Raw genomic sequence first — 23,561 nt, forward strand, 5'->3', positions numbered from 1 at the left:
TGTTGTTCGCCTGGAGGTCAGACACCTGGTTCACCTTTTACGTCGAGTTGCGTCGAGCCGGTGGGGCCGGAAGTCGGCAGATGGGCTGTGCGTGGCGGGTGGCCGCCAACTCCGCGGTTCAGGAGATTCCGAATTCCTTGCCGATGAAGTCGAACATCTCGTCGTCCGTGGCGGCGTGGAGTCCGTCCGCCACGTCCGCGGGACCGGTGGCGCCGGAGGTCCCCGACGCCTCCGGCGCCGTGCCTCCGTCGGCCGCGCCGGTGGTCGTGGCCCACTGGTCGAGCAGGTCCCGCAGGCGCGAGGCGATGGCCTCGCCGCCTTCCCCGCCGGCCGCCGCCGTGTTCCGCAGCGCCGTTTCGATCCGGTCGAGTTCGGCGAGCATCCCGGCGACGCCCGGGGCGGGCGGGGCCGCCTCGGCCTGGAGGTACTCGACCAGTTCGGCCGGGGTCGGGTGGTCGAAGACGAGCGTGGGGGGCAGCCGCAGCCCGGTGTCCTTGCCCAGCCGGTTGCGGAACTCGACCGCGGTCAGGGAGTCGAACCCGAGGTCGCGCAGGGCCTGACCGGGCCGGACCGCCCGGGGCGAGGCGAGGTCGAGGACCGCGGCGACGTGCTCGCAGACCAGGTCGAGCAGCAGCTTGCGCTGTTCGGCCTCGGCGAGACCGGCGAGGCGCGCCGACAGCTCCCGCCGCTCGGTCCCCTCCGCCCCGGCCCCCGTAGCGGCGCCCGAGGCTGCGTACCCGGCCTCGTCCGCGGCCGGCCGGCGGGCCGGGACCCGGACGAGCGAGGTGAGCAGGGCCGGCAGTGAGCCGGCCGCGGCGCGGCCGCGGAGTGCCGCCTGGTTCAGCCGTACGGGCACCACCGTGCCCTGCGGCCGGGCCGTCGCGGCGTCGAAGAGGCCGAGGGCCTCGTCGGTGGCCAGGGGCAGCACCCCGCTGCGGGCCATGCGGCCGCGGTCCGCGTCGCTGAGCGCGCCGGTGATCCCGCTGCTCTCGGCCCAGAGCCCCCAGGCCAGCGATACGGCGGGCAGTCCGGCCGCCCGGCGCTGCTGGGCGAGGGCGTCCAGGAAGGAGTTCGCGGCGGCGTAGTTGCCCTGGCCCGCCGCGCCGAAGACCCCGGCGGCGGAGGAGAAGAGGACGAACGCGGACAGTTCCATGTCGCGGGTGAGTTCGTCCAGGTGCAGGGCCGCGTCGACTTTCGGCCGGAACACCCGGTCGATCCGTTCCGCGGTCAGACCGGTGACGATGCCGTCGTCGGTCACTCCGGCCACGTGCACCACCCCGGTCAGGGGGTGTTCGGCGGGTACCTCCGCCAACAGCCGGGCCAGCGCGTCGCGGTCGGCCACGTCGCAGGCGGCGACGGTGACCCGGGCCCCCCGTTCGGCGAGTTCCGCCTCCAGTTCGGCCATGCCCGCCGCGAGGGCGCCGCTCCGGCTGACGAGCAGCAGGTCGCGCACGCCGTGCCCGGTGACCAGGTGCCGTGCGACGTGGCGCCCCAGCAGGCCCGAGGCGCCGGTGACCAGCACCGTACCGCCGGCCGTGAACGCGGGGCTCGGGTCGTCGAGGGAGGCCGGGGTCTCGGCCCGCGCCAGCCGCGGTACGAGCACCGATCCGCCCCGTACGGCGAACTGTTCCTCGCCCGAGGCCAGCAGCGCGGGCAGCGCCCGTACGGAGGCGGCGTCTCGGTCCAGGTCGACCAGGACAAACCGGCCGGGGTTCTCCGACTGCGCCGAACGCACCAGGCCCCAGATCGCGGCCTGCGCCGGGTCGACCTCCTTGTCGTGGTCCTCTTGGTCCCTGTCCTTGGCGACGACGGCGTTGGCGGTCAGGACGACCAGCCGGGTGTCGGCGTTCCGCTCGTCGGAGAGCCAGTGCTGGAGCAGTTCCAGCGTCCGGTGCGCGCTCTCGTGGGCGTGTGCCACCGGGTGGTCGCCGTCCGGGTGTACGTCGACGGCCGCGAGCACGACTCCCCCCAGCGCCGCCGCACCGTCCGGACCCGGCCGGTACGAGACGCTCGCGCCGGAGTCCTCCAGGGCGGCGCGCAGACCGTCGTCTCCGCCGATGAGGGTCCACTGCCCGGCCGGTTCGCTCACAGAAGCCTCCGAGGTGAGGGGAAGGGCGGTCCAGTCGACGCGGTAGAGGGAGTCGTACGGTCCGTGCTCGCGGCCCGCCCGGTCGAGCTGCTCCGCGGAGACGGGGCGCAGCACCAGGGAGTCGACCGAGGCGACGGGCCGGCCCGCCGTGTCGGTCGCCAGCAGGGCCACGGCGTCCGCTCCGGCCGGGGTGATCCTGACCCGCAGGGCGGTGGCGCCGGTGGCGTGTACCGTCACCCCGCTCCAGGCGAAGGGGATCCGTCCGTGTCCGGCGTCGGGCAGCAGGCCACCGAGGCCGATCGCGTGGAGCGCGGAGTCGAGGAGCGCCGGGTGGATCCCGAAGCCGCCCGTTTCCGTGCCGTCGGGGAGCCGTACCTCGGCGAACACCTCGTCGCCGCGCCGCCACAGGGCGTGCAGGCCCTGGAACACCGGTCCGTAGCCGAAGCCGAGGCCGGCCAGCCGCTCGTAGGCTCCGCCGGTGTCCAGGCGGTCGGCCCCGGGGGCGGGCCAGACCGCGAGGTCGTGCGGCTGCCCTCCCCCGGCGTCCCGGCGCGGGTCCACGGACACGACACCGGTGGCGTGGCAGGTCCACGGCTCGGCGACGTCGGCGCTCTCGGGACGCGAGTAGACGTTGACGGTACGGTGCCCGGTCGCGTCCGGGCCGCCGACGACGGCCTGGAGGCGTAAGGCCGCTCGCTCGCGCAGGACGAGCGGGGCGCCGAGGGTCAGCTCGTCCACACGGTCGCAGCCCACCTCCTCGGCGGCCCGCAGGGCGAGGTCGACCAGGGCGGTGCCCGGCAGCAGGACCGTGCCCATGACCGTGTGGTCGGTGAGCCACGGGTGCGTAGCGGGCGACAGCCGTCCGGTGAGCAGGGCGCCCTCACCGTCCGCGAGGGCGACGGCGGCACCCAGCAGGGGGTGCTCGGCCGCCACGAGCCCGGCGGAGGCGACGTCTCCGGCCGGGGAACCCGGGGCGAGCCAGTAGCGGCGGCGGTGGAAGGCGTAGGTGGGCAGGTCGACCTGCCGCGGCGTGCCGTGTCCGGCGAAGACGGCCGACCAGTCGACCGATGTCCCGTGGGCGTGGAGGTGGGCGAGGGCGGTGGTGACGGCCAGGTCCTCGGCGCGGTCGGTCCGCAGGAGGGGGACGGCGACCGCGTGCTCGTCCAGGGAGTCCTGGGCCATGGCGGTCAGGACCCCGCCCGGGCCCATCTCCAGGAAGGTGCCCGCACCCTCGTCGGCGAGGGCGGTGACGGCGTCGGCGAAGCGGACGGCCTCGCGGACGTGGCGCACCCAGTGGTCGACGGAGCAGAACTCCTCGGCCGACACCAGGGCGCCGGTGAGGGTGGAGACGACCGGCAGCTGCGGGGCGGCGAAGGTGACCGTCTCCACCACCTTGCGGAACTCGTCGAGCATCGGGTCCATCAGGGGCGAGTGGAACGCGTGGGAGACGGACAGCGCCTTCGTCTTGCGGCCGTCGGCCGAGAGACGGTCGACCAGTGCGGCCACCGCTTCCTCGGCGCCCGAAACCACCACAGAAGAGGGCCCGTTGACGGCGGCGACGCCCGCGCGGTCCTCGTACCCGGACAGCAGTTCCCGTACTTCTTCCTCCGAGGCCTGCACCGCGACCATCACGCCCCCGGACGGGAGCGCCTGCATCAGCCGGCCACGGGCCGCGACCAGGGCCGCCGCGTCCTCCAGCGAGAACACACCCGCCACATGGGCAGCCGCGAACTCGCCCACCGAATGACCGGCCAGGAAGTCCGGCCGGACACCCCACGACTCCACCAGCCGGAACAGCGCCACCTCGACGGCGAACAAGGCGGGCTGCGCGAAACCGGTCTGGTTCAGCAGCCCGGCGTCGCCCCCGAACACCACGTCCTTCAGCGGCCGTTCGAGGTGCGCGTCCAGCGCGGCGCACACGGCGTCGAAAGCCCCGGCGAACACCGGGAAGGCCGCGTACAGTTCACGCCCCATCCCCGGCCGCTGGCTCCCCTGCCCCGAGAACAGGAACGCGGTCCGGCTGCCGCCGGGCTCCGGTTCGCCGTGTACGACCCCGGCTGCCGGTCGGCCTGCGGCAAGGGCCGTCAGGCCCTCCAGCAGCTCCTCGCGCCGGGTGCCGACGACCGCCGCGCGCACCTCCATCGCCGCACGCGAGGTGGCGAGCGACCGGCCGACCTCGGCGACGCCCAGGGCCGGGTGCGCGTCGAGATGGGCGGCGATGCGCTGTGCCTGGGCGCGCAAGGACACCTCGTCCTTGGCCGAGAGCACCCACGGGACGGCGACCGGCGCCGGTGCGTCCTCGACCGCCGTGGCCTGCTCCGTGCCCGGTACGTGTTCCAGTACGACGTGCGCGTTGGTGCCGCTGACGCCGAAGGAGGAGACGGCGGACCGCCGGGGGCGTCCGGACTGCGCCCATTCCCGCGCCTCGGTGAGCAGCTCGACCGCTCCGGCCGACCAGTCGATGTGGGGTGAGGGCTCGTCGGCGTGGAGCGTCCTGGGCAGGACGCCGTGCCGCATCGCCTCGACCATCTTGATGACTCCCGCGACGCCTGCGGCGGCCTGGGTGTGCCCGATGTTGGACTTGAGGGAGCCCAGCCACAGCGGCCGGCCCTCCGGCCGGTCCTGGCCGTACGTGGCCAGCAGCGCCTGCGCCTCGATCGGGTCGCCGAGGGCGGTTCCCGTACCGTGCGCCTCCACGGCGTCCACCTCGGAAGCGGACAGGCCGGCCTGGGCGAGGGCCTGGCGGATCACCCGCTGCTGCGCGGGACCGTTGGGAGCCGTGAGGCCGTTCGAGGCGCCGTCCTGGTTCACCGCGCTGCCCCGGACCACCGCCAGTACCCGGTGTCCGTTGCGTCGGGCGTCGGAGAGGCGCTCCACCAGGAGCATGCCCACGCCCTCGCTCCAGCCGGTGCCGTCGGCCGCGGCCGAGAAGGCCTTGCAGCGGCCGTCGGCGGCCAGCCCGCGCTGGCGGCTGAACTCGACGAAGGTGTTCGGGGTGGCCATGACGGTCACACCGCCGACCAGGGCCATCGAGCACTCGCCCTGCCGCAGCGACTGCGCCGCCAGGTGCAGGGCGACCAGGGACGAGGAGCAGGCGGTGTCCACCGTCACCGCCGGCCCCTCCAGGCCGAAGGTGTAGGAGAGCCGGCCCGAGGCGACGCTGCCGGAGGTGCCCATGCCGAGGTGTCCTTCGAGCCCTTCGGGTACGGCCCCGCCGGACTGTGATCCGTAGTCGTGGTACATGACGCCCGCGAAGACTCCGGTGCGCGAACCGCGCAGCGAGGCGGGATCGATCCCGGCCCGCTCGAACACCTCCCACGAGGTCTCCAGCAGCAACCGCTGCTGCGGATCCATGGCAAGGGCCTCACGCGGCGAGATCCCGAAGAAGCCGGCATCGAACTCCGCCGCGTCGTAAAGGAACCCACCCTCCCGCGCATAACTCGTCCCCACGTGATCCGGATCCGGGTGATACAGCGAATCCAGCGCCCACCCACGGTCCACCGGGAAACCACCCACCGCGTCACCCCCCTCCGCGACCAGCCGCCACAGATCCTCCGGAGACCTCACCCCACCCGGATAACGGCAGCTCATCCCCACGATCGCGATCGGCTCGTCGACGGAGACGACCGCGGCCGGGGCGTGTTCCGGGGTTCCGGACCGTGTGCCCACGAGTTCGGTGAGCAGGTGGCGGGTGAGTGCCTCGGGTGTGGGGTGGTCGAAGACGAGGGTGGCGGGCAGCCGAAGGCCGGTGGCCGTGTTGAGGGAGTTGCGGAGTTCGACGGCGTTGAGCGAGTCGAAGCCGAGGTCCCTGAACTGCCGGTCCACCGCGACCGACCGGACGGATTCGTGGCCGAGCACCGTGGCCGCCTGGGTCCGGACGAGGGCGAGGAGGGCGTCGTACCGGTCGGCGGGCGGCAGGGCCGCGATCCGGTCGGCCGGCGAGGACCCCGTGGCGTTCTGCGGCGCGCCGTGAAGCGCGCGCCGTACGGAGCCCCGTACCAGTTGCCGGAACAGCGGGGGCAGGGCGCCTGCGCGGGCGTGTGCCCGGAGCGCGGTGGTGTCCAGGCGGACCGGAACCACCGTGGCGAGGGCGGAGCGGCAGGCGGCGTCGAAGAGCGCCAGGCCCTCCTGGGCCTCCAGCGCGACCAGCCCCGACCGGCTGATCCTGCGCCGGTCCGCGGCGGCCAGGTCGGCCGTGAGCGCGCTGGTCTCCGCCCACAGCCCCCAGGCGATGGACACCGCGGGCAGGCCGGCGGCCCGCCGGGTTTCGGCGAGGGCGTCGAGGTAGGCGTTCGCAGCGGCGTAGTTGGCCTGTCCCGCGCTGCCGAGGGTGCCGGCGGCGGAGGAGAAGAGGACGAAGGCGGTGAGGTCGGCGTCGCGGGTGAGTTCGTGCAGGTTGAGGGCGGCGTCGGCCTTGGGGCGAAAGACGTGGTCGACGCGCTCGGGGGTGAGTGCGGAAACGATTCCGTCGTCGGTGACTCCCGCCGCGTGGACCACTCCGGTCAGCGGCCGGTCCGCCGGTACCGCCGCGAGCAGCCCGGCCAGCGCCGTACGGTCCGCCACGTCGCAGCGTACGGCCCGTACCTCGGCGCCCAGGGCCCCCAGCTCCTCGGCGAACTCCGGCGCGCCCTCGGCGTCCGGGCCCCGCCGGCTCGCCAGCAGCAGGTGCCGCACCCCGTGCTCGGTCACCAAGTGCCGTGCGACGAGGCGCCCCAGCACACCGGAGGCGCCGGTCACCAGGACCGTCCCCCCGGCCGAGAAGGCGGGACGCAGGCCCGTGGTGTCGGCGTCGGCGTCGGCGGGGCGTTCGGTGGACGTGGCGTCGATCCGTGTCAGCCGCGGGGCGAGCAGCGCGCCGTCCCGGACCGCCACCTGCGGCTCGCCCGAGGCCACCGCGGCCGCGAGGGGGGCCTCGGCGAGGGTCTCGGCGCCGTCCGCGAGGTCCACCAGCACGAACCGGCCGGGGTTCTCCGACTGCGCGGAGCGCACCAGTCCCCATACCGAAGCCTGTGCCGGGTCCACGCCGGCGACGTCGGCGGCGGTGCCGGTGTTCACCGCACCTCGGGTCACGATGACCAGGCGGGACTCGGCGAAGCGCGGCTCCGCCAGCCACTCCTGGATCAGTGCCAGCACGCGCTGCGCGGTCGCGGCGGCCGAGGTGTCCGCACTGCCGTGGGCGTTCCCCGGCACCGTGACGGCCACGGTGTGCGGGGCCGGAGCCTGAGTCGCCTGAGCGTCAGGCAGGCCCTCGCACACCAGCACGCCCACGTGCTCCGCTCCCGGGGCCGGATCGCACGGCTCCCAGTCCACCCGGAAGAGGGAGTCCCGGAGCGTGGAAGCCGCCTGCCCGCCGCCTTCTCCGGCGAGTTGCCCGGGTGTCACCGCCCGCAGCGTCAGCGAGTCCACCGATGCCACGGGCCGGCCCAGGCCGTCGGTGATCGCCAGCGACACCGAGTCCGCCGCGGAGTCGGCCCGGGTCAGACGGACCCGCAGCGTCTCGGCGCCGGTTCCGTGGACGCTCACACCGCTCCAGGCGAACGGCAGCAGTCCCTCGTGCCCGATCGCCGGGACGTCGCCCACGACCATGGCGTGGAGCGCCGCGTCGAGGAGGGCGGGGTGCACGGCGAACCCGTCGACGGAGGTGCCGTCGGGCAGCCCGACCTCGGCGAAGAGCTCGTCCTCTCCCCGCCGCCACACCGCACGCAGGCCCTGGAACGCGGGCCCGTACGCGAAGCCGGCGTCGGCCAGCCGCCCGTAGCAGTCGTGGACGTCGACGGGGGTGGAGCCGGCCGGCGGCCAGGCCTCGGCCGTCCCGGACGGGCCCGGGACGTCGGGCGCGTGCGCCGCGCCGGTGTCGGGGACGAGGAAGCCGGTGGCGTGACGGGTCCAGGGCAGCTCCGTGGCGGCCTCGTCGTTGGCATCGGTGCGCGAGTAGATCCGCACCGTACGCCGGTCGGCTTCGTCGGCGGCTCCGACCACCACCCGTATCTGGACCGCACCGTGTTCCGGGAGCACCAGGGGCGCGGCGAGGGTGAGTTCGTCGACGCGACCGCAGTCCAGCTCGTCTCCGGCCCGAACGGCCATCTCCAGGAAGGCGGTTCCCGGCAGCAGGGTCAGGCCGGAGATCGCGTGGTCCGCCAGCCAGGGGTGGGTGGCCAGCGACAGCCGGCCGGTCAGCAGCGACCCAGCACCGTCCGGCAGCAGGGCCGCCGCGCCGAACAGGGCGTGTCCGGCAGCGGCCAGGCCGGCCGCGGCGACATCGCCGGGGGCGGTCGGCACGTCGAGCCAGTAGTGCTCGTACTGAAAGGCGTACGTGGGCAGGTCGACGCGTCGGGCGCCGGATCCGGTGAAGAACGTCGTCCAGTCGACGGGTACCCCGTGGACGTGGAGGTGGGCGAGGGCGGTGGTGACGGCCAGGTCCTCGGCGCGGTCGGTGCGCAGGAGCGGAACGGTGACGGCGTGCTCGTCGAGGGAGTCCTGGGCCATGGCGGTCAGGACCCCGCCCGGACCGACCTCCAGGAAGGTACGGACGCCCAGGTGGGCGAGGGAGGTGACGGCGTCGGCGAAGCGGACGGCCTCGCGGACGTGGCGCACCCAGTAGTCGGCCGAGGAGAGCTCTTCCACAGTGGCCGGAGCACCGGTGAGGGTCGAGACGAGCGGCAGGCGCGGCGCTCCGAAGGTGACTCCGCCCACGACGGCCCGGAAGTCGTCGAGCATCGGGTCCATCAGGGGTGAGTGGAAGGCGTGGGAGACGGTCAACGCCTTCGTCTTGCGGCCGTCGGCCGCGAGCCGGTCGACGACCGCCGCCACGGCGTCCTCTGCGCCGGAAACCACCACGGCGGAGGGGCCGTTGACCGCGGCGATACCCGCACGGTCCTCGAACCCGGACAGCAGGTCCCGTACCTCGGCCTCCGAGGCCTGCACCGCCACCATCACCCCGCCAGAGGGGAGCGCCTCCATCAGACGCCCGCGCGCCGCCACCAGAGCCGCGGCGTCTTCGAGCGAGAGCACGCCCGCCACGTGGGCCGCCGCGAACTCGCCCACCGAATGGCCCGCCAGGAAGTCCGGCCGGACGCCCCACGACTCCACGAGCCGGAACAGGGCCACTTCGAGGGCGAACAGGGCCGGCTGGGCGTGGGCGGTCCGGTGCAGCAGTTCGGGGTTCTCACCGAACACCACGTCCCTGACCGGCCGTTCGAGGTGTGCGTCCAAGGCGGCGCAGGCCGCGTCGAAGGCCTCGGCGAAGACCGGGAAGGCCGCGTACAGTTCACGTCCCGCTCCGAGGCGCTGGCTCCCCTGCCCCGAGAACAGGAACGCGGTCCGGCCGCCGCCCGCGGGCGTGCCGGTCGAGGTCTCATCCCGTGCGAGCGCGCCGGGCGCCGGGCGGCCCTCGGCGAGGGCGCCCAGGGCGGCCATCAGCTCCTCGCGGCCGGTGCCGACGGCCGCGGACCGCAGGTCCAGCGCGGCCCTGGAGGCCGCCAGGGACAGGCCGATGTCGGCCGTGCCGAGGTCCGGGTGTTCCATCAGGTGCGTCAGCAGGCGTGCGGCCTGCTCGCGCAGGGCCGCCGGGTCCTTGGCGGACAGCGGCCACGCGACGGCTGTGGCGGTGGCCGTACCCGCGGTCGGCGTGTTCGTCGGCCCGTCGGCCCGCGGCTGCCGCTCCGACTGCTCCGGCTGCTCCGGCTGTTCGATGACCACGTGCGCGTTGGTGCCGCTGACGCCGAAGGAGGACACGCCCGCCCGGCGCGGACGCCCGGACTGCGCCCATTCCCGCGCCTCGGTGAGCAGCTCGACCGCTCCGGCCGACCAGTCGATGTGGGGTGAGGGCTCGTCGGCGTGCAGGGTCCTGGGCAGGACGCCGTGCCGCATCGCCTCGACCATCTTGATGACGCCCGCGACGCCTGCGGCGGCCTGGGTGTGGCCGATGTTGGACTTCAGGGAGCCCAGCCACAGCGGCCGGCCCTCCGGCCGGTCCTGGCCGTACGTGGCCAGCAGCGCCTGCGCCTCGATCGGGTCCCCGAGCCGGGTGCCGGTGCCGTGCGCCTCCACCACGTCGACGTCGGTGGCCGACAGGCCCGCGTTGGCGAGCGCCTGCCGGATGACCCGCTGCTGCGCGGGACCGTTCGGGGCGGTGAGGCCGTTGGACGCGCCGTCCTGGTTGATCGCCGAACCCCGTACGACGGCCAGCACCCGGTGCCCGTTGCGGCGGGCGTCCGAGAGGCGTTCGAGGAGGAGCATGCCGGTGCCCTCGCCCCAGCCGGTGCCGTCGGCCGCGGCCGAGAAGGCCTTGCAGCGGCCGTCGGCGGCCAGCCCGCGCTGGCGGCTGAACTCGACGAAGGTGTTCGGGGTGGCCATGACGGTCACACCGCCGACCAGGGCCATCGAGCACTCGCCCTGCCGCAGCGACTGCGCCGCGAGGTGCAGGGCGACCAGGGACGAGGAGCAGGCGGTGTCCACCGTCACCGCCGGCCCCTCCAGACCGAAGGTGTAAGCCACCCGGCCCGAGGCGATGCTGCCCGCGCTCCCGTTGACCAGGTATCCCTCGAACCCGTCGGGTACGGCGGACAGGCGCGAGCCGTAGTCGTGGTACATGACGCCCGCGAAGACTCCGGTGCGCGAACCGCGCAGCGAGGCGGGATCGATCCCGGCCCGCTCGAACACCTCCCACGAGGTCTCCAGCAGCAACCGCTGCTGCGGATCCATGGCAAGGGCCTCACGCGGCGAGATCCCGAAGAAGCCGGCATCGAACTCCGCCGCGTCGTACAGGAACCCACCCTCCCGCGCATAACTCGTCCCCACGTGATCCGGATCCGGGTGATACAGCGAATCCAGCGCCCACCCACGGTCCACCGGGAAACCACCCACCGCGTCACCCCCCTCCGCGACCAACCGCCACAGATCCTCCGGAGACCTCACCCCACCCGGATAACGGCAGCTCATCCCCACGATCGCGATCGGTTCGTCGACGGAGACGGACGGGACACCGCCCGGCGGGCCGGCGTCGGCCTCGCCGCCGAGGATCTCGCCGCGCAGGAAGCGGGTGAGCGCCAGCGGTGTGGGGTGGTCGAAGACCAGGGTGGCGGGCAGTCGGGTGCCGGTGACGGAGCCCAGGAGGTTGCGCAGTTCGACCGCGGTGAGCGAGTCGAAGCCGAGGTCCCTGAACTGGCGCTCGGGTTCGATCCGCTCCGGCGAGGCGTGGCCGAGCACTGTGGCGATCTGGAGGCGTACCAGGTCACCGAGGACGCGTTCCTGCTCCGCCGCGGGAAGCCCGTGCAGGCTCGCGGCCAGGGCGGTGGCGCGGTCGGCCGCCCCCGTGGCCGTCGCGTCGCCCGCGGCCCGGGCCTTGCGGACCGGGGCCTTGACGAGTCCGCGCAGCAGTGCGGGCACCTTGTCGCCGGCAGCCTGGACCCGCAGTCCCGCGTGGTCCAGCGGGACCGGGAAGAGAACGTCGTCCCCGGCGGCGCACGCGGCGTCGAACAGGGCGAGGCCCGTGGCCGAGTCCATGGCGGCCAGGCCCATGCGGCGGATGCGCGCCAGGTCGGCCGAGTCCAGCTTGCCGGTCATCCCGCTGCCCTCGGCCCACAGCCCCCAGGCCATGGACACGGCGGGCAGACCGGCCGCGCGGCGCAGCTGGGCCAGGGCGTCGAGGAAGGAGTTCGCGGCGGCGTAGTTGGCCTGTCCGGCGCCGCCGAGGGTCGCGGACACCGAGGAGAAGAGGATGAACGCGGACAGGTCCGCGTCCCGGGTGAGTTCGTGCAGGTTCAGTGCGGCGTCCACCTTCGGGCGGAGCACGTGGTCGACGCGTTCCGGGGTGAGCGCGGGGACGATGCCGTCGTCGGTGACGCCCGCCGCGTGCACCACCGCCGTCAGCGGGTGCGCAGCGGGGATCGTGGCGAGCAGTGCGGCGAGGGCCTCGCGGTCGGCGACGTCGCAGGCGGCGGTGACGACGCGGGCGCCGAGGGCGGTCAGTTCGGCCTCGAAGCCGGCCGCTCCTTCGGCGCCGGGGCCCCGGCGTCCGGTGAGCACGAGGTGCCGGACGCCGTGCCGGGTGACGAGGTGCCGGGCGACGAGGCGGCCCAGCGTGCCGGTCGCCCCCGTGACGAGGACGGTCCCTCCGTCCGGGAAGGTCCGGCCGGGGCCGGACCCCGCGCCGCCCTCCTCCGCGGCGCTGCTCGTCCGCGTGAGGCGGGGCACCAGAATCGCTTCAGCGCGCACCGCGAGCTGCGGTTCGCCCGTGCTCACGGCGGCCCGTACGGCCGCGCGGCCGAGGTCGCCGTCCGGATCCAGGTCCGGGTCCAGGTCGAGGAGGACGAAGCGTCCCGGGTTCTCCGACTGCGCCGAGCGGACCATGCCCCAGACGGCGGCCTGGGCCGGGTCGAGCGCCCCGCGTTCCGCCGCGTCGGTCGCGACGGCGTGCCGGGTGACCAGGACGAGCGGCGCCGGGTCGGCGGCGTCGTCGGCGATCCGTTGCTGGATCAGGCGCAGTGCCCGGTGGCTCGTGGTGCGCACGCGGGCTGCCGTGTCGTCCGCCGGGTCGTCGGCTCCGGTGTCCGGACGGCCGGGCGTCGCCACGTCGAACTCGGGGACGGGTCCGTCCGCCGGCGCGTGGGCCGGGGTCCAGTCGAGCCGGTAGAGGGAGTCGTGGCGGGGCTCCGCGGCCAGCCGCAGCCGGTCGGCGGAGACCGGGCGCAGGACGAGTGCGCCGATCGTCGCGAGCGGGCGGCCCGTACCGTCGGCGACGAGGACCGACACCGCGTCCGTCCCGGCGGCGGCCAGCTTGATCCGTACCGCGGTCGCGCCGGCGGCGTGGAGGTGCACGGCGCTCCAGGAGAACGGCAGCAGACCGTTGCCGGTCTCGGAGCCGGACAGCAGGCCGAGCCACGAGGCGTGCAGCCCGGCGTCGAGGAGGGCCGGGTGCAGTCCGTACGCGCCCGCGTCCGGCGCCGACTCCTCGGGGAGGGCGGCGGCCGCGTACAGGGTGTCGCCGTGGCGCCAGGCCTCCGTGAGGCCGCGGAAGACCGGGCCGTAGCCGAAGCCGAGGTCGTCGAGGTGGTCGTACAGGTCGTCGGTGGCGACCCGTTCGGCACCCTGCGGCGGCCAGGCGACGAGTTCGGAGGATGCGGGCGCCGGCGGCCCGGCGGAGAGGGTGCCGGCCGCGTGTCGGGTCCAGTCCCGTGTCCCGGGGGCGTCCTCCGGCCGGGAGTACAGCTCCAGCGCGCAGCGTCCGGAGGCGTCCCGGGTCCCGACCGTGAGGCGGAGCTGGACCCCGCCGTGCTCGGGCAGGACGAGCGGGGCCTCCAGGGTCAGCTCCTCGATCTGCTCGCAGCCGGCTTCCCGGCCGGCCCGCAGCGCGAGCTCCACGAAGGCCGTGCCGGGGACGAGCACGACGCCGGAGACCGCGTGGTCCGCGATCCAGGGATGCGTGGCGAGCGACAGCCGGCCCGTCAGCACGATCGCGCCGTCCGGGAGCAGGACGGTGGCTCCCAGCACGGGGTGTTCGGTGTCGGCGACCCCGATCGCGGTGACGTCGGCGGTGGCGGGGACGTGGAGCCAGTAGTGCTCGCGCTGAAAGGCGTACGTGGGCAGGTCGACGCGTCGGGCGCCGGATCCGGTGAAGAACGTCGTCCAGTCGACGGGTACCCCGTGGACGTGGAGGTGGGCGAGGGCGGTGGTGACGGCCGTTCCCTCGGCACGGTCGGCGCGCAGGAGGGGGACGGCGACGGCGTGCCCGTCGAGGGAGTCCTGGGCCATGGCGGTCAGGACCCCGCCCGGACCGACCTCCAGGAAGGTACGGACGCCCAGGTCGGCGAGGGAGGTGACGGCATCGGCGAAGCGGACGGCCTCGCGGACGTGGCGCACCCAGTAGTCGGCCGAGGAGAGCTCTTCCGCAGTGGCCGGAGCACCGGTGAGGGTCGAGACGAGCGGCAGGCGCGGCGCTCCGAAGGTGACTCCGCCCACGACGGCCCGGAAGTCGTCGAGCATCGGGTCCATCAGGGGTGAGTGGAAGGCGTGGGAGACGGTCAACGCCTTCGTCTTGCGGCCGTCGGCCGCGAGCCGGTCGACGACCGCCGCCACGGCGTCCTGCGCACCGGAAACCACCACGGCGGAGGGGCCGTTGACCGCGGCGATACCCGCACGGTCCTCGAACCCGGACAGCAGGTCCCGTACCTCGGCCTCCGAGGCCTGCACCGCCACCATCACCCCGCCAGAGGGGAGCGCCTGCATCAGCCGGCCGCGCGCCGCCACCAGGGCCGCCGCGTCCTCCAGTGAGAACACCCCGGCCACATGGGCGGCCGCGAACTCGCCCACCGAGTGACCCGCCAGGAAGTCCGGCTGGACACCCCAGGACTCCACCAGCCGGAACAATGCCACCTCGACCGCGAACAGCGCGGGCTGCGCGTACGCCGTCCGGTCCAGCAGGGCGGCGTCCTCACCGAACACCACACCCGCCAGCGGACGTTCGAGGTACTGGTCCACATGCGCGCACACCGCGTCGAAGGCGTCCGCGAACACCGGGAAGGCCGCATACAGCTCACGCCCCATCCCCAGCCGCTGGCTCCCCTGCCCCGAGAACAGGAACGCCGTACGGCTGCCCTCGTCGTCGCCTCCGGAGTCGGTGGCGCCGGTGATGACGTGGGACGAGGACCCGGCGGGGCCTGCGTCGGCGAGGGCTGCCAGTCCGCGGAGCAGCTCGTCGCGGTCGGTGCCCACGACGGCGGCGCGCCGCTGGAGGGCCGACCGGCCCGTGGCGAGCGAGAGGCCGATGTCGGCGGGGGCGGCCTCCGGGTGGTCGGCCAGGTGGGAGCGCAGCCGGTCGGCCTGTACGCGCAGGGCGGTGGCGTCCTTCGCGGAGAGCAGCCAGGGGACGGCCGCCACCGGGGTGGCCGGGGTGGCCGCGGTGGCGGTGTCTTCGGGCTCCGGGTCCGGTTCGGGGGCTTCCTCGACGATGACGTGGGCGTTGGTGCCGCTCACGCCGAAGGCCGAGACGCCGCCCCGGCGGACGTGTTCGTGATCGTCGGGCCAGGTCACGGGTTCGGTCAGGAGCTCGACCGCGCCCGTGGTCCAGTCGACGTGCGGGGTCGGCGCGTCCACGTGCAGGGTCCTGGGAACCGTCCCGTGCTGGAGGGACAGCACCAGCTTCATGACGCCCGCGACGCCTGCGGCGGCCTGGGTGTGGCCGATGTTGGACTTCAGGGAGCCCAGCCACAGCGGCCGGCCCTCCGGCCGGTCCTGGCCGTACGTGGCCAGCAGCGCCTGCGCCTCGATCGGGTCCCCGAGCCGGGTGCCGGTGCCGTGCGCCTCCACCACGTCGACGTCGGTGGCCGACAGGCCCGCGTTGGCGAGCGCCTGCCGGATGACCCGCTGCTGCGCGGGACCGTTCGGGGCGGTGAGGCCGTTGGACGCGCCGTCCTGGTTGATCGCCGAACCCCGTACGACGGCCAGCACCCGGTGCCCGTTGCGGCGGGCGTCCGAGAGGCGTTCGAGGAGGAGCATGCCGGTGCCCTCGCCCCAGCCGGTGCCGTCGGCGGCCGCGGCGAACGCCTTGCAGCGGCCGTCGGCGGCCAGTCCGCGCTGGCGGCTGAACTCGACGAAGATGCCGGGGTTGGCCATGACGGTGACCCCGCCGGCGAGGGCCAGTTCGCATTCGCCCAGGCGCAGCGACTGGACGGCCAGGTGGAGGGCGACCAGGGAGGAGGAGCAGGCGGTGTCGACGGTCAGCGCCGGGCCTTCGAGGCCGAAGGTGTAGGCGAGGCGGCCGGAGACGACGCTGGCGGCCCGGCCGGTGAGCAGGTAGCCCTCCACGCCTTCGGGGGCCTTGCGCAGGCCGGAGGCGTAGTCCTGTCCGTTGGAGCCGATGAAGACTCCGGACCGGGTGCCCTTGAGGGTGGCGGGGTCGATGCCCGCGCGTTCGAAGGCCTCCCAGGTGACTTCGAGCAGCAGCCGCTGCTGGGGGTCCATGGCGAGGGCCTCGCGCGGGGAGATCCCGAAGAACCCGGCGTCGAAGTCGCCCGCGTCGTAGAGGAAGCCGCCTTCGCGGGCGTAGGTGGTCCCGGGGTTCTGGGGGTCGGGGTGGTAGAGGGATTCGAGCGGCCAGCCGCGGTTCTCGGGGAATCCGGAGAGGACGTCCCGGCCCTCGTGGAGGATCTCCCACAGCTCTTCGGGGGAGGTGACCCCTCCGGGGAAGCGGCAGCTCATCGCGACGATGGCGATCGGCTCGTCGTCGGCGGGCGGGGCGAGCGGTGTACCGGGGTGGCCGTCGTCGTGGCCGGCGGCCCCCGGGCTTCCCGCTATCCGGTCGTGCAGGTATCCGGCGAGTTCCGTCGGGTTGGGGTAGTCGAAGACGACGGTGGTGGGCAGGCGCATCCCGGTGGCGCCGGCGAGCCGGTTGCGCAGCTCGATCGCGGTGAGGGAGTCGAACCCGGTGTCGCGGAAGGCCCGCCGGGGCGGGACGGCCTCGACGCCGGAGTGTCCGAGGACGGTGGCGGCCTGGGTGCGGACGAGTTCGACGACGGCCCGGAGCCGTTCGGTGCCGGACAGGCCGGTCAGCCGCTGGGCCAGTACCGGGCCGCCCGCGCCGCCGGCGGCACCGGTGGCGGGGGTCGCGGCGGCGTCCAGGATGCGCCGGGCCTCGGGGAGACGGCGCAGCAGCGGGTAGTCGCCGCTGATGGCGAAGGCGGGGACGAAACGGTCCCAGTCGATGTCGGCGAGGGTGACGGCCGTGTCGTGGTGTTCCATGGCGCGGCGCAGGGCCGCGATGCCGAGGTCGGCGGGCATGGGGAGGATGCCGCGCCGGGTGAGGTGCTGTTCGGCGAGGTCTCCCATCATGCGGCCGCTGCCCCAGGAGCCCCAGGCGATGGCGGTGGCCGGGAGCCCCTGGGCGCGGCGCTGGTGGGCGAGGGCGTCCAGGAAGGCGTTGCCGGCGGCGTACCCGCCCTGGCCGCCGTTGCCGACGACGCCGGCGATGGAGGAGAAGAGGACGAAGAAGTCCAGGTCGAGGCCGGCCGTGAGCTCGTGCAGGTGGAGCGCGGCGTCGACCTTGGGGAGCAGGACGTGTTCGAGGCGCTCGGTGGTCATGGCGTCGAGGACGCCGTCGTCGAGGACGCCCGCGGCGTGGATGACTCCGGTGAGGGGGTGTTCGCCGGGCAGCGAGTCCAGGAGCCGGCCGAGGTCTTCGCGGTCGGTGACGTCGCAGGCGGCGATGGTGGTACGGGTGCCGAGGGCGGCGAGTTCGTCGCGGAGTTCGGCGGCGCCGGGGGCGGCCGGGCCGCTGCGGCTGGTGAGGACGAGGTGGGCGGCTCCGGAGCGGGCGAGCCAGCGGGCGACGTGGGCGCCGAGGGTGCCGGTGCCGCCGGTGATCAGGACGGTGCCGTGCGGGCGGGCCAGGACGTGGTCGGGTGTGGCGGCGGTGGTGGGCGCGGTCGTGTCCGTGTCCGCGCGGACGAGGCGGCGGGCGAGGGTGCCGGTGGCGCGCACGGCGATCTCTTCCTCGCCGTCGGGGTCGGCGAGGAGTGCGGTGAGGTGTTCGAGGGTGCGCTCGTCCAGGGTTTCGGGGAGGTCGACGAGGCCGCCCCAGCGCTGGGGGGACTCCGCGCCGACGACCCGGCCGAGGCCCCACAGCTGGGCCTGCTCGGGCCTGCGCGGCGGGTCGGCGGGCCCGGTGGCGACGGCGCCGGAGGTGGCGCACCAGAGGGGGGCGCCGATGCCGGTGTCGCCGAGGGCCTGGACGAGGGCGAGGGTGGCGGCGAGGGCGGGCAGGACCCGGGGGGCGGGCGGGGTGCCGGGCACGGCGTCCCCGGCCCTCCCCGTGGCGGCGCCGGTACCGGCGAGGAGGGAGAGCACCCCGCTGACGCCGTCGGGCTCCAGTCCGGCCCCGCCGAGGCCGTCGGTCAGGAGCCGGGCGACGGTCTCCCGGTCGCTGTCGGCGGCCGGGTCGAGGACGACCCGTTCGACGCGGGCGCCGCGGGCGGTGAGGGCCTCGTGGACGGCGGCGGTGGCGGCGTGGGCGCCGCCGTGCCGGTCGACGGGGGTGACGAGCAGCCAGGTGCCGCTCAGCGGGGTGCGGTTGCCGCGCCGGGCCTGGGTGGCGGTGGGCGTCCAGGTGACGCGGTAGCGCCAGCCGTCGATGAGCGCGCTCTCGGTGGTGCGGCGCCGCCAGTGCGCGAGCCGGTTGACCATGCTGTCGAGGGAGGCGTCGGGGGCCAGGTCCAGCGAGCTGGTCAGGGCCCTTACGTCGGCGTTCTCGACGGCTTCCCAGAAGCGGGCCTCCTCCTCGCTGTGCCCGGCGGCGGCGCCCGCCTGGGCGGTCGGGGCGCCGGCGTCGAGCCAGAACCGGCGGCGCTGGAAGGGGTAGGTGGGCAGGGCGACGGTACGGGGGCGCAGTCCGGCGAAGGCGGCGGACCAGTCGGTGGGCACGCCGTGGACGTACGCGTCCGCGAGCGAGGTCAGGAAGCGGGCCGGGCCGCCGTCGCCGCGGCGCAGCGAGGGCACGACGTCGGCGGTGACGCCGGCCGACTCGGCGGTCTCCTGGAGGCCGACGGCGAGCACGGGGTGCGGGCTGCATTCGACGAAGACGTCGTGGCCGGACTCCAGCAGGCGGCGCACGGCGGGCTCGAAGCGGACGGTGGTGCGGAGGTTGGTGTACCAGTACTCGGCGCCGAGGTCCGCGGAGTCGACGACCTCGCCGGTGACGGTGGAGCAGAAGGGGATCCGCGGGGGCCGCGGGGTGATGCCGGCGAGCGCCTCGGCGAGTTCGGCCTCGATGATCTCGACGTGGGCGGAGTGCGAGGCGTAGTCGACGGGGACCCGCTTGGCCCGGACCCCGTCGGCGGTGCAGGCGGCGAGGAGTTCGTCGAGGGCGTCCGCGTCGCCGGAGACGACGATGGAGCGGGGTCCGTTGACGGCGGCGATGCCGAGCCGGTCGTCCCACGCCTCCAGGCGCCGGGTGACGTCGGCCAGGGGTTCGGGTACGGACACCATGCCTCCGAGTCCGGCGAGCCGGCTCAGCAGGCGGCTGCGGAGGGCGACGACGCGCGCGGCGTCGTCGAGGCCGAGGGCACCGGACACGGCGGCGGCGGCGATCTCGCCCTGGGAGTGGCCGATGACGGCCGCGGGTTCGACGCCGAAGGAGCGCCACAGTTCGGCGAGGGAGACCATGACGGCCCACAGGGCGGGCTGGACGACGTCGTCGGCGCTGTCGAGGGCGGGCGCGCCGGGTGCCCCGCGCAGGACGTCTTCGAGGGACCAGTCCACGTACGGGGCCAGGGCCTCGCCGCAGGCGCGCAGCCGCTCGCGGAAGACGGCCGACCCGTCGAGGAGTTCGACGGCCATGCCGGCCCATTGGGAGCCCTGGCCGGGGAAGACGAACACGACGCGGCGGCCCACGGTTGCGGTGCCCTGGACGGCGCGGGGCGTGGAGCCGCCCTCCGCCAGCGCCCTCAGTCCTTCGGTCAGTTCCGCTTCGGTGCTGCCGACGACGACGGCGCGGTGCTCGAACGCCGCGCGGGTGGTGGCGAGCGAGTGGCCGGTGTCGGCGGGGGCCGTGCCGGGGTGGGTCAGGGTGTGCGCGAGGAGGGTGCGGGCCTGGGCGGCGAGCGCCTCGGCGGTACGGGCCGACAGCGGCCACGGCACGGGGGTCGCGTCGGCGGCGGGGGTGCCTGCGGCCGGGGCGGTCGGGGCGTCGGCGGTCGGGGCGTCGGCGGCCTCGTGGGCGTCCGGGGCCTCTTCGAGGATGGCGTGCGCGTTGGTGCCGCTGATCCCGAACGAGGACACGCCGGAGCGGCGCGGGCGGCCGGTGTCGGGCCAGTCGGCCGCCTCGCCGAGCAGCCGTACCCGGCCGTCGGCCCAGTCGATGTGCGGGGACGGCACGTCCGCGTGCAGGGTCTTGGGCAGGACGCCGTGCTGCAGGGCCAGGACCATCTTCAGCACGCCCGCGATGCCGGCGGCGGCCTGGGTGTGCCCGATGTTCGACTTCAGCGAGCCCAGCCACAGCGGCCGGTCCTCGGTCCGGTCCCGGCCGTACGTGGCGAGGATCGCCTGCGCTTCGATCGGGTCGCCGAGTCGGGTGCCGGTGCCGTGCGCCTCCACCGCGTCCACGTCGGCCGCCGACAGGCCCGCGTTGGCGAGCGCCTGCCGGATGACCCGCTGCTGCGCGGGACCGCTGGGCGCGGTGAGGCCGTTGGAGGCGCCGTCCTGGTTGATCGCCGAACCCCGTACGACGGCCAGCACCCGGTGCCCGTTGCGGCGGGCGTCCGAGAGCCGCTCCAGCAGGACCATGCCGGTGCCCTCGGCGAGGCCGAACCCGTCGGCGTCGGAGGAGAAGGCCTTGGAGCGCCCGTCCGGGGCCAGTGCCCGCTGCTTGCTGAACTCGATGAACGACCCGGCCGACGGCAGGACGGTGACGCCCCCCGCCAGCGCCAGCGAGCACTCGCCGGTGCGCAGCGACTGGACGGCCAGGTGCAGGGCGACCAGCGAGGAGGAGCAGGCGGTGTCCACCGTGACGGCGGGACCCTCGAACCCGAAGGTGTAGGCGAGGCGGCCGGAGGCGACGCTGGCGGTGTTGCCGGTCAGCAGGTAGCCGCTGACGCCCTCGGGTGCCTCGTACAGCCGGGGCCCGTAGTCCTGGGTCATGGCTCCGACGAAGGTGCCGGTACGGGTGCCGCGCAGCGTGCCGGGGTCGATGCCCGCGCGCTCCAGCACCTCCCAGCCGGTCTCCAGGAGGAGCCGCTGCTGCGGGTCCATGGCGAGGGCCTCGCGCGGGGAGATCCCGAAGAACTCCGGGTCGAAGTCGGCGGCCCCGTGGAGCAGCGCCGCCTCGCGCTGGTAGTACCGGCCGGGGCGGCCGGGCTCCGGGTCGTAGAGGCCTTCGACGTCCCAGCCGCGGTCGGCGGGCAGGGCGGACACGGCGTCGCCGCCCTCGGTGAGCACGTGCCAGAGGGCTTCGGGGGTGTCGATGCCGCCGGGCAGCCGGCAGCTCATGGCCACGATGGCGACGGGTTCGTCCCAGGCGGCCGTGGTGGTGTCGTCGGCGGCCTCGTCCCGGGTGCCGAGGGCGTCCGCGACGATGCGGCCGGTCAGCGACCGCGGGGTGGGGTGGTCGAAGACGACCGTGTGCGGCAGCGCGAGTCCGGTCGCCTCGTTCAGCCGGTTGCGCAGTTCGATGGCGGTGACAGAGTCCAGGCCCAGGTCGCGGAAGGCGTGTCCGGCGCCGACCCCGGCCGGGTCGGACAGGCCGAGCAGTGCGGCGGTGACGGAGCGGACGAGTGCGCCGACGGTGCGCTCGCGTTCGGCCTCGGGCAGGGCGCGGAGCCGCTCGGACAGCGCCGGACCGTCGGCGGCGGCGGTCCGCCGGAAGGGGTACGTCGGCAGCGGCGGCCGGGCGGCCGGGGCGCCGGGGAACGCCCGCTCCCAGTCGATGTGCACGCCCTGCACGTAGGCCTCGGCGAGGGCGGTGCGGAAGCGGCGCGGGCCGCCCTGGTCGCGGCGGAGGGTGGTGACGGTGACGGGCTGCCGTCCGGCGGCGGAGGCCGTCTCCTGCATCGCCGCGGTGAGGGACGCGTGGGGGTTGACCTCGATGAGGGCCTGGTGGCCGTCGGCGAGGAGCGCGTGCGTGGTCTGTTCGAACCGTACCGGGCGGCGCAGGGCCTCGAACCAGAAGGCGGCGTCCAGGGTGCGGCCGTCGACGATGCCGCCGGTGGCGGAGGAGTAGAGCGGGGTGTGGGTGGCGCGGGGGGCTATGGAGGCGAGTTCGGCGGTCATCCGGTCGCGGAGGTCCTCGACGTGGGACGAGTGCGCGGCGGCTCCGACGGCGACGCCCCGGCAGCGGACGCCGTCCGCCTCCAGCGCCGCGCGCAGTTCGCGCACGGCATCGGTGTCGCCGGAGACCACGACGGATTCGGGGCCGTTGTACGCGGCGACGTCGAGCCGGCCCTCCCAGGGCCGCAGGCGGTCGGCCAGCCGGTGGCCGGGCAGGGTCACCGCGAGCATGTCGCCGCCGCGGGCCGCGAGCCGTGCCAGGCCGTCGCCCCAGGAGGTGATGACCCGGGCGGCGTCCCGCAGGGTCAGCGCGCCGGACAGGTGGGCGGCCGCGATGTCGCCGATGCTGTGTCCCGCGAACGCGGCGGGGCAAACTCCGTAGGCCTGCCAGGTCCGGGCGAGGGCGACCTGGACGGCGAAGGTGGCGGGCATGCTGACGTCGGGGGTGTCGAGGGCGGGGGCGCCCGGCTCCCCGCGCAGGACGTCGGTGAGCAGCCAGCCGGTGAGCGGGGCCAGGGCCTCCTGGCATTCGAGGGCCGCGGCGTGGAACTGCGGTGAGGAGTCGAGGAGTTCGACGGCCATGCCGGGCCACTGCGAGCCGATGCCGGGGAAGACGAACGCGGTGGGGCCGGTGGCGGCGGGGCCGGCGCTGCCTCGGACGATCTCGGCGGCGAAGCCGCCCCGGGCCAGGGTGGCCAGGGCGTCGAGGAGCTGTGCGGTGTCCTCGCCGAGGACGACGGCGCGGTGCGGGAAGCGGTGCCGGGTCACGGCGAGGGCGCGGCCCACGGCGGCGGGGTCGAGGCCGGGGTGGGCGCTGAGGTGGGCGTGCAGCCGCTCGGCCTGGGCGCGCAGCGCCTCGGGGCCGGCGGCGGAGAGGATCCAGGGCAGGGGGTGTTCGACGGGGCCGGCCCCGGAACCGGCCGGGCCGGCGTCCGCGGTGAGGTCTGCCCCGGAACCGGCCGGACCGGTGTCCTCGGTGAGGTCGGCCCCGGGGGCGGTGAGCCGTCCGTCGGCGGAGAGCACGGCCCGTACGCGGTCGCCGTCGGCGAGGGCCCGCGCAAGGGTCTTGAGCACTACGGCCCCGTACCCCCCGACGCAACCACCCGCGCCCGGGTCGGCCCCGGCGGGCTCGGACCCAGCGGCCTCCGGCCCGGCGGCCCCGGACCCGGCAGCCCCGGACGGGAAGTCCGCGGGCGCGGGGTCCGTATCGGGGAGGCGGATGTCCCGGCCCGCGGCCAGGGCCAGGGTGGTTTCGCCGCGGCGGAGGCGCTCGTGGGCTGCCCGCAGGGCGTCGGTGCCCGAGGGGGTGCTCAGGACCTCCGGGTCGGCGCCGGGGGCGGTCCGCAGGACGGCGCGGACGGCGGCGGCCGGGTCGCCGTCCTGCGGGAGCGCGTCCGCGTCCGGTGCGGCCAGGAAGACGGCGGTGCCCGCAGCCGGCTCCGCCGCCAGGACGACGCCCGCGTCCTCCAGGGCCTGCCACCACACCTCCGCCGCGGCGGGACCGTGGGGCAGCGCCCCGGTGAGGCGGGGGTCCGACGGGCCTGCGGTGGCATCCGCGAGGAACTCCGCGTCGAACGCCGGGTCGGCTTCGGGCCCGCCCGGCGGGCGGTGCGCCGATCCGGTCACCACGATCACGTCGTGCGTGCTGGTCCCGGATTCTTCCGGCACCGAAACAGACTCGCCCATAATGTGCTCCATCGACCCGTTGAACTCATGCCAA

1 protein-coding gene is annotated in these 23,561 nt (G+C 75.2%); it reads right to left on the minus strand.

Going from position 1 to position 23,561, the window contains the following annotated elements; genetic code table 11:
* Positions 1-118: 118 nt before the first annotated feature.
* A complete protein-coding gene (locus SLAV_RS02850) occupies positions 119-23,527 on the minus strand; it encodes a type I polyketide synthase (RefSeq protein WP_167456781.1) in 23,409 nt (7,802 codons plus the stop codon).
* Positions 23,528-23,561 lie beyond the last annotated feature (34 nt).

It is taken from the genome of Streptomyces lavendulae subsp. lavendulae (assembly GCF_002803845.1).
Lineage (GTDB): Bacteria > Actinomycetota > Actinomycetes > Streptomycetales > Streptomycetaceae > Streptomyces > Streptomyces lavendulae.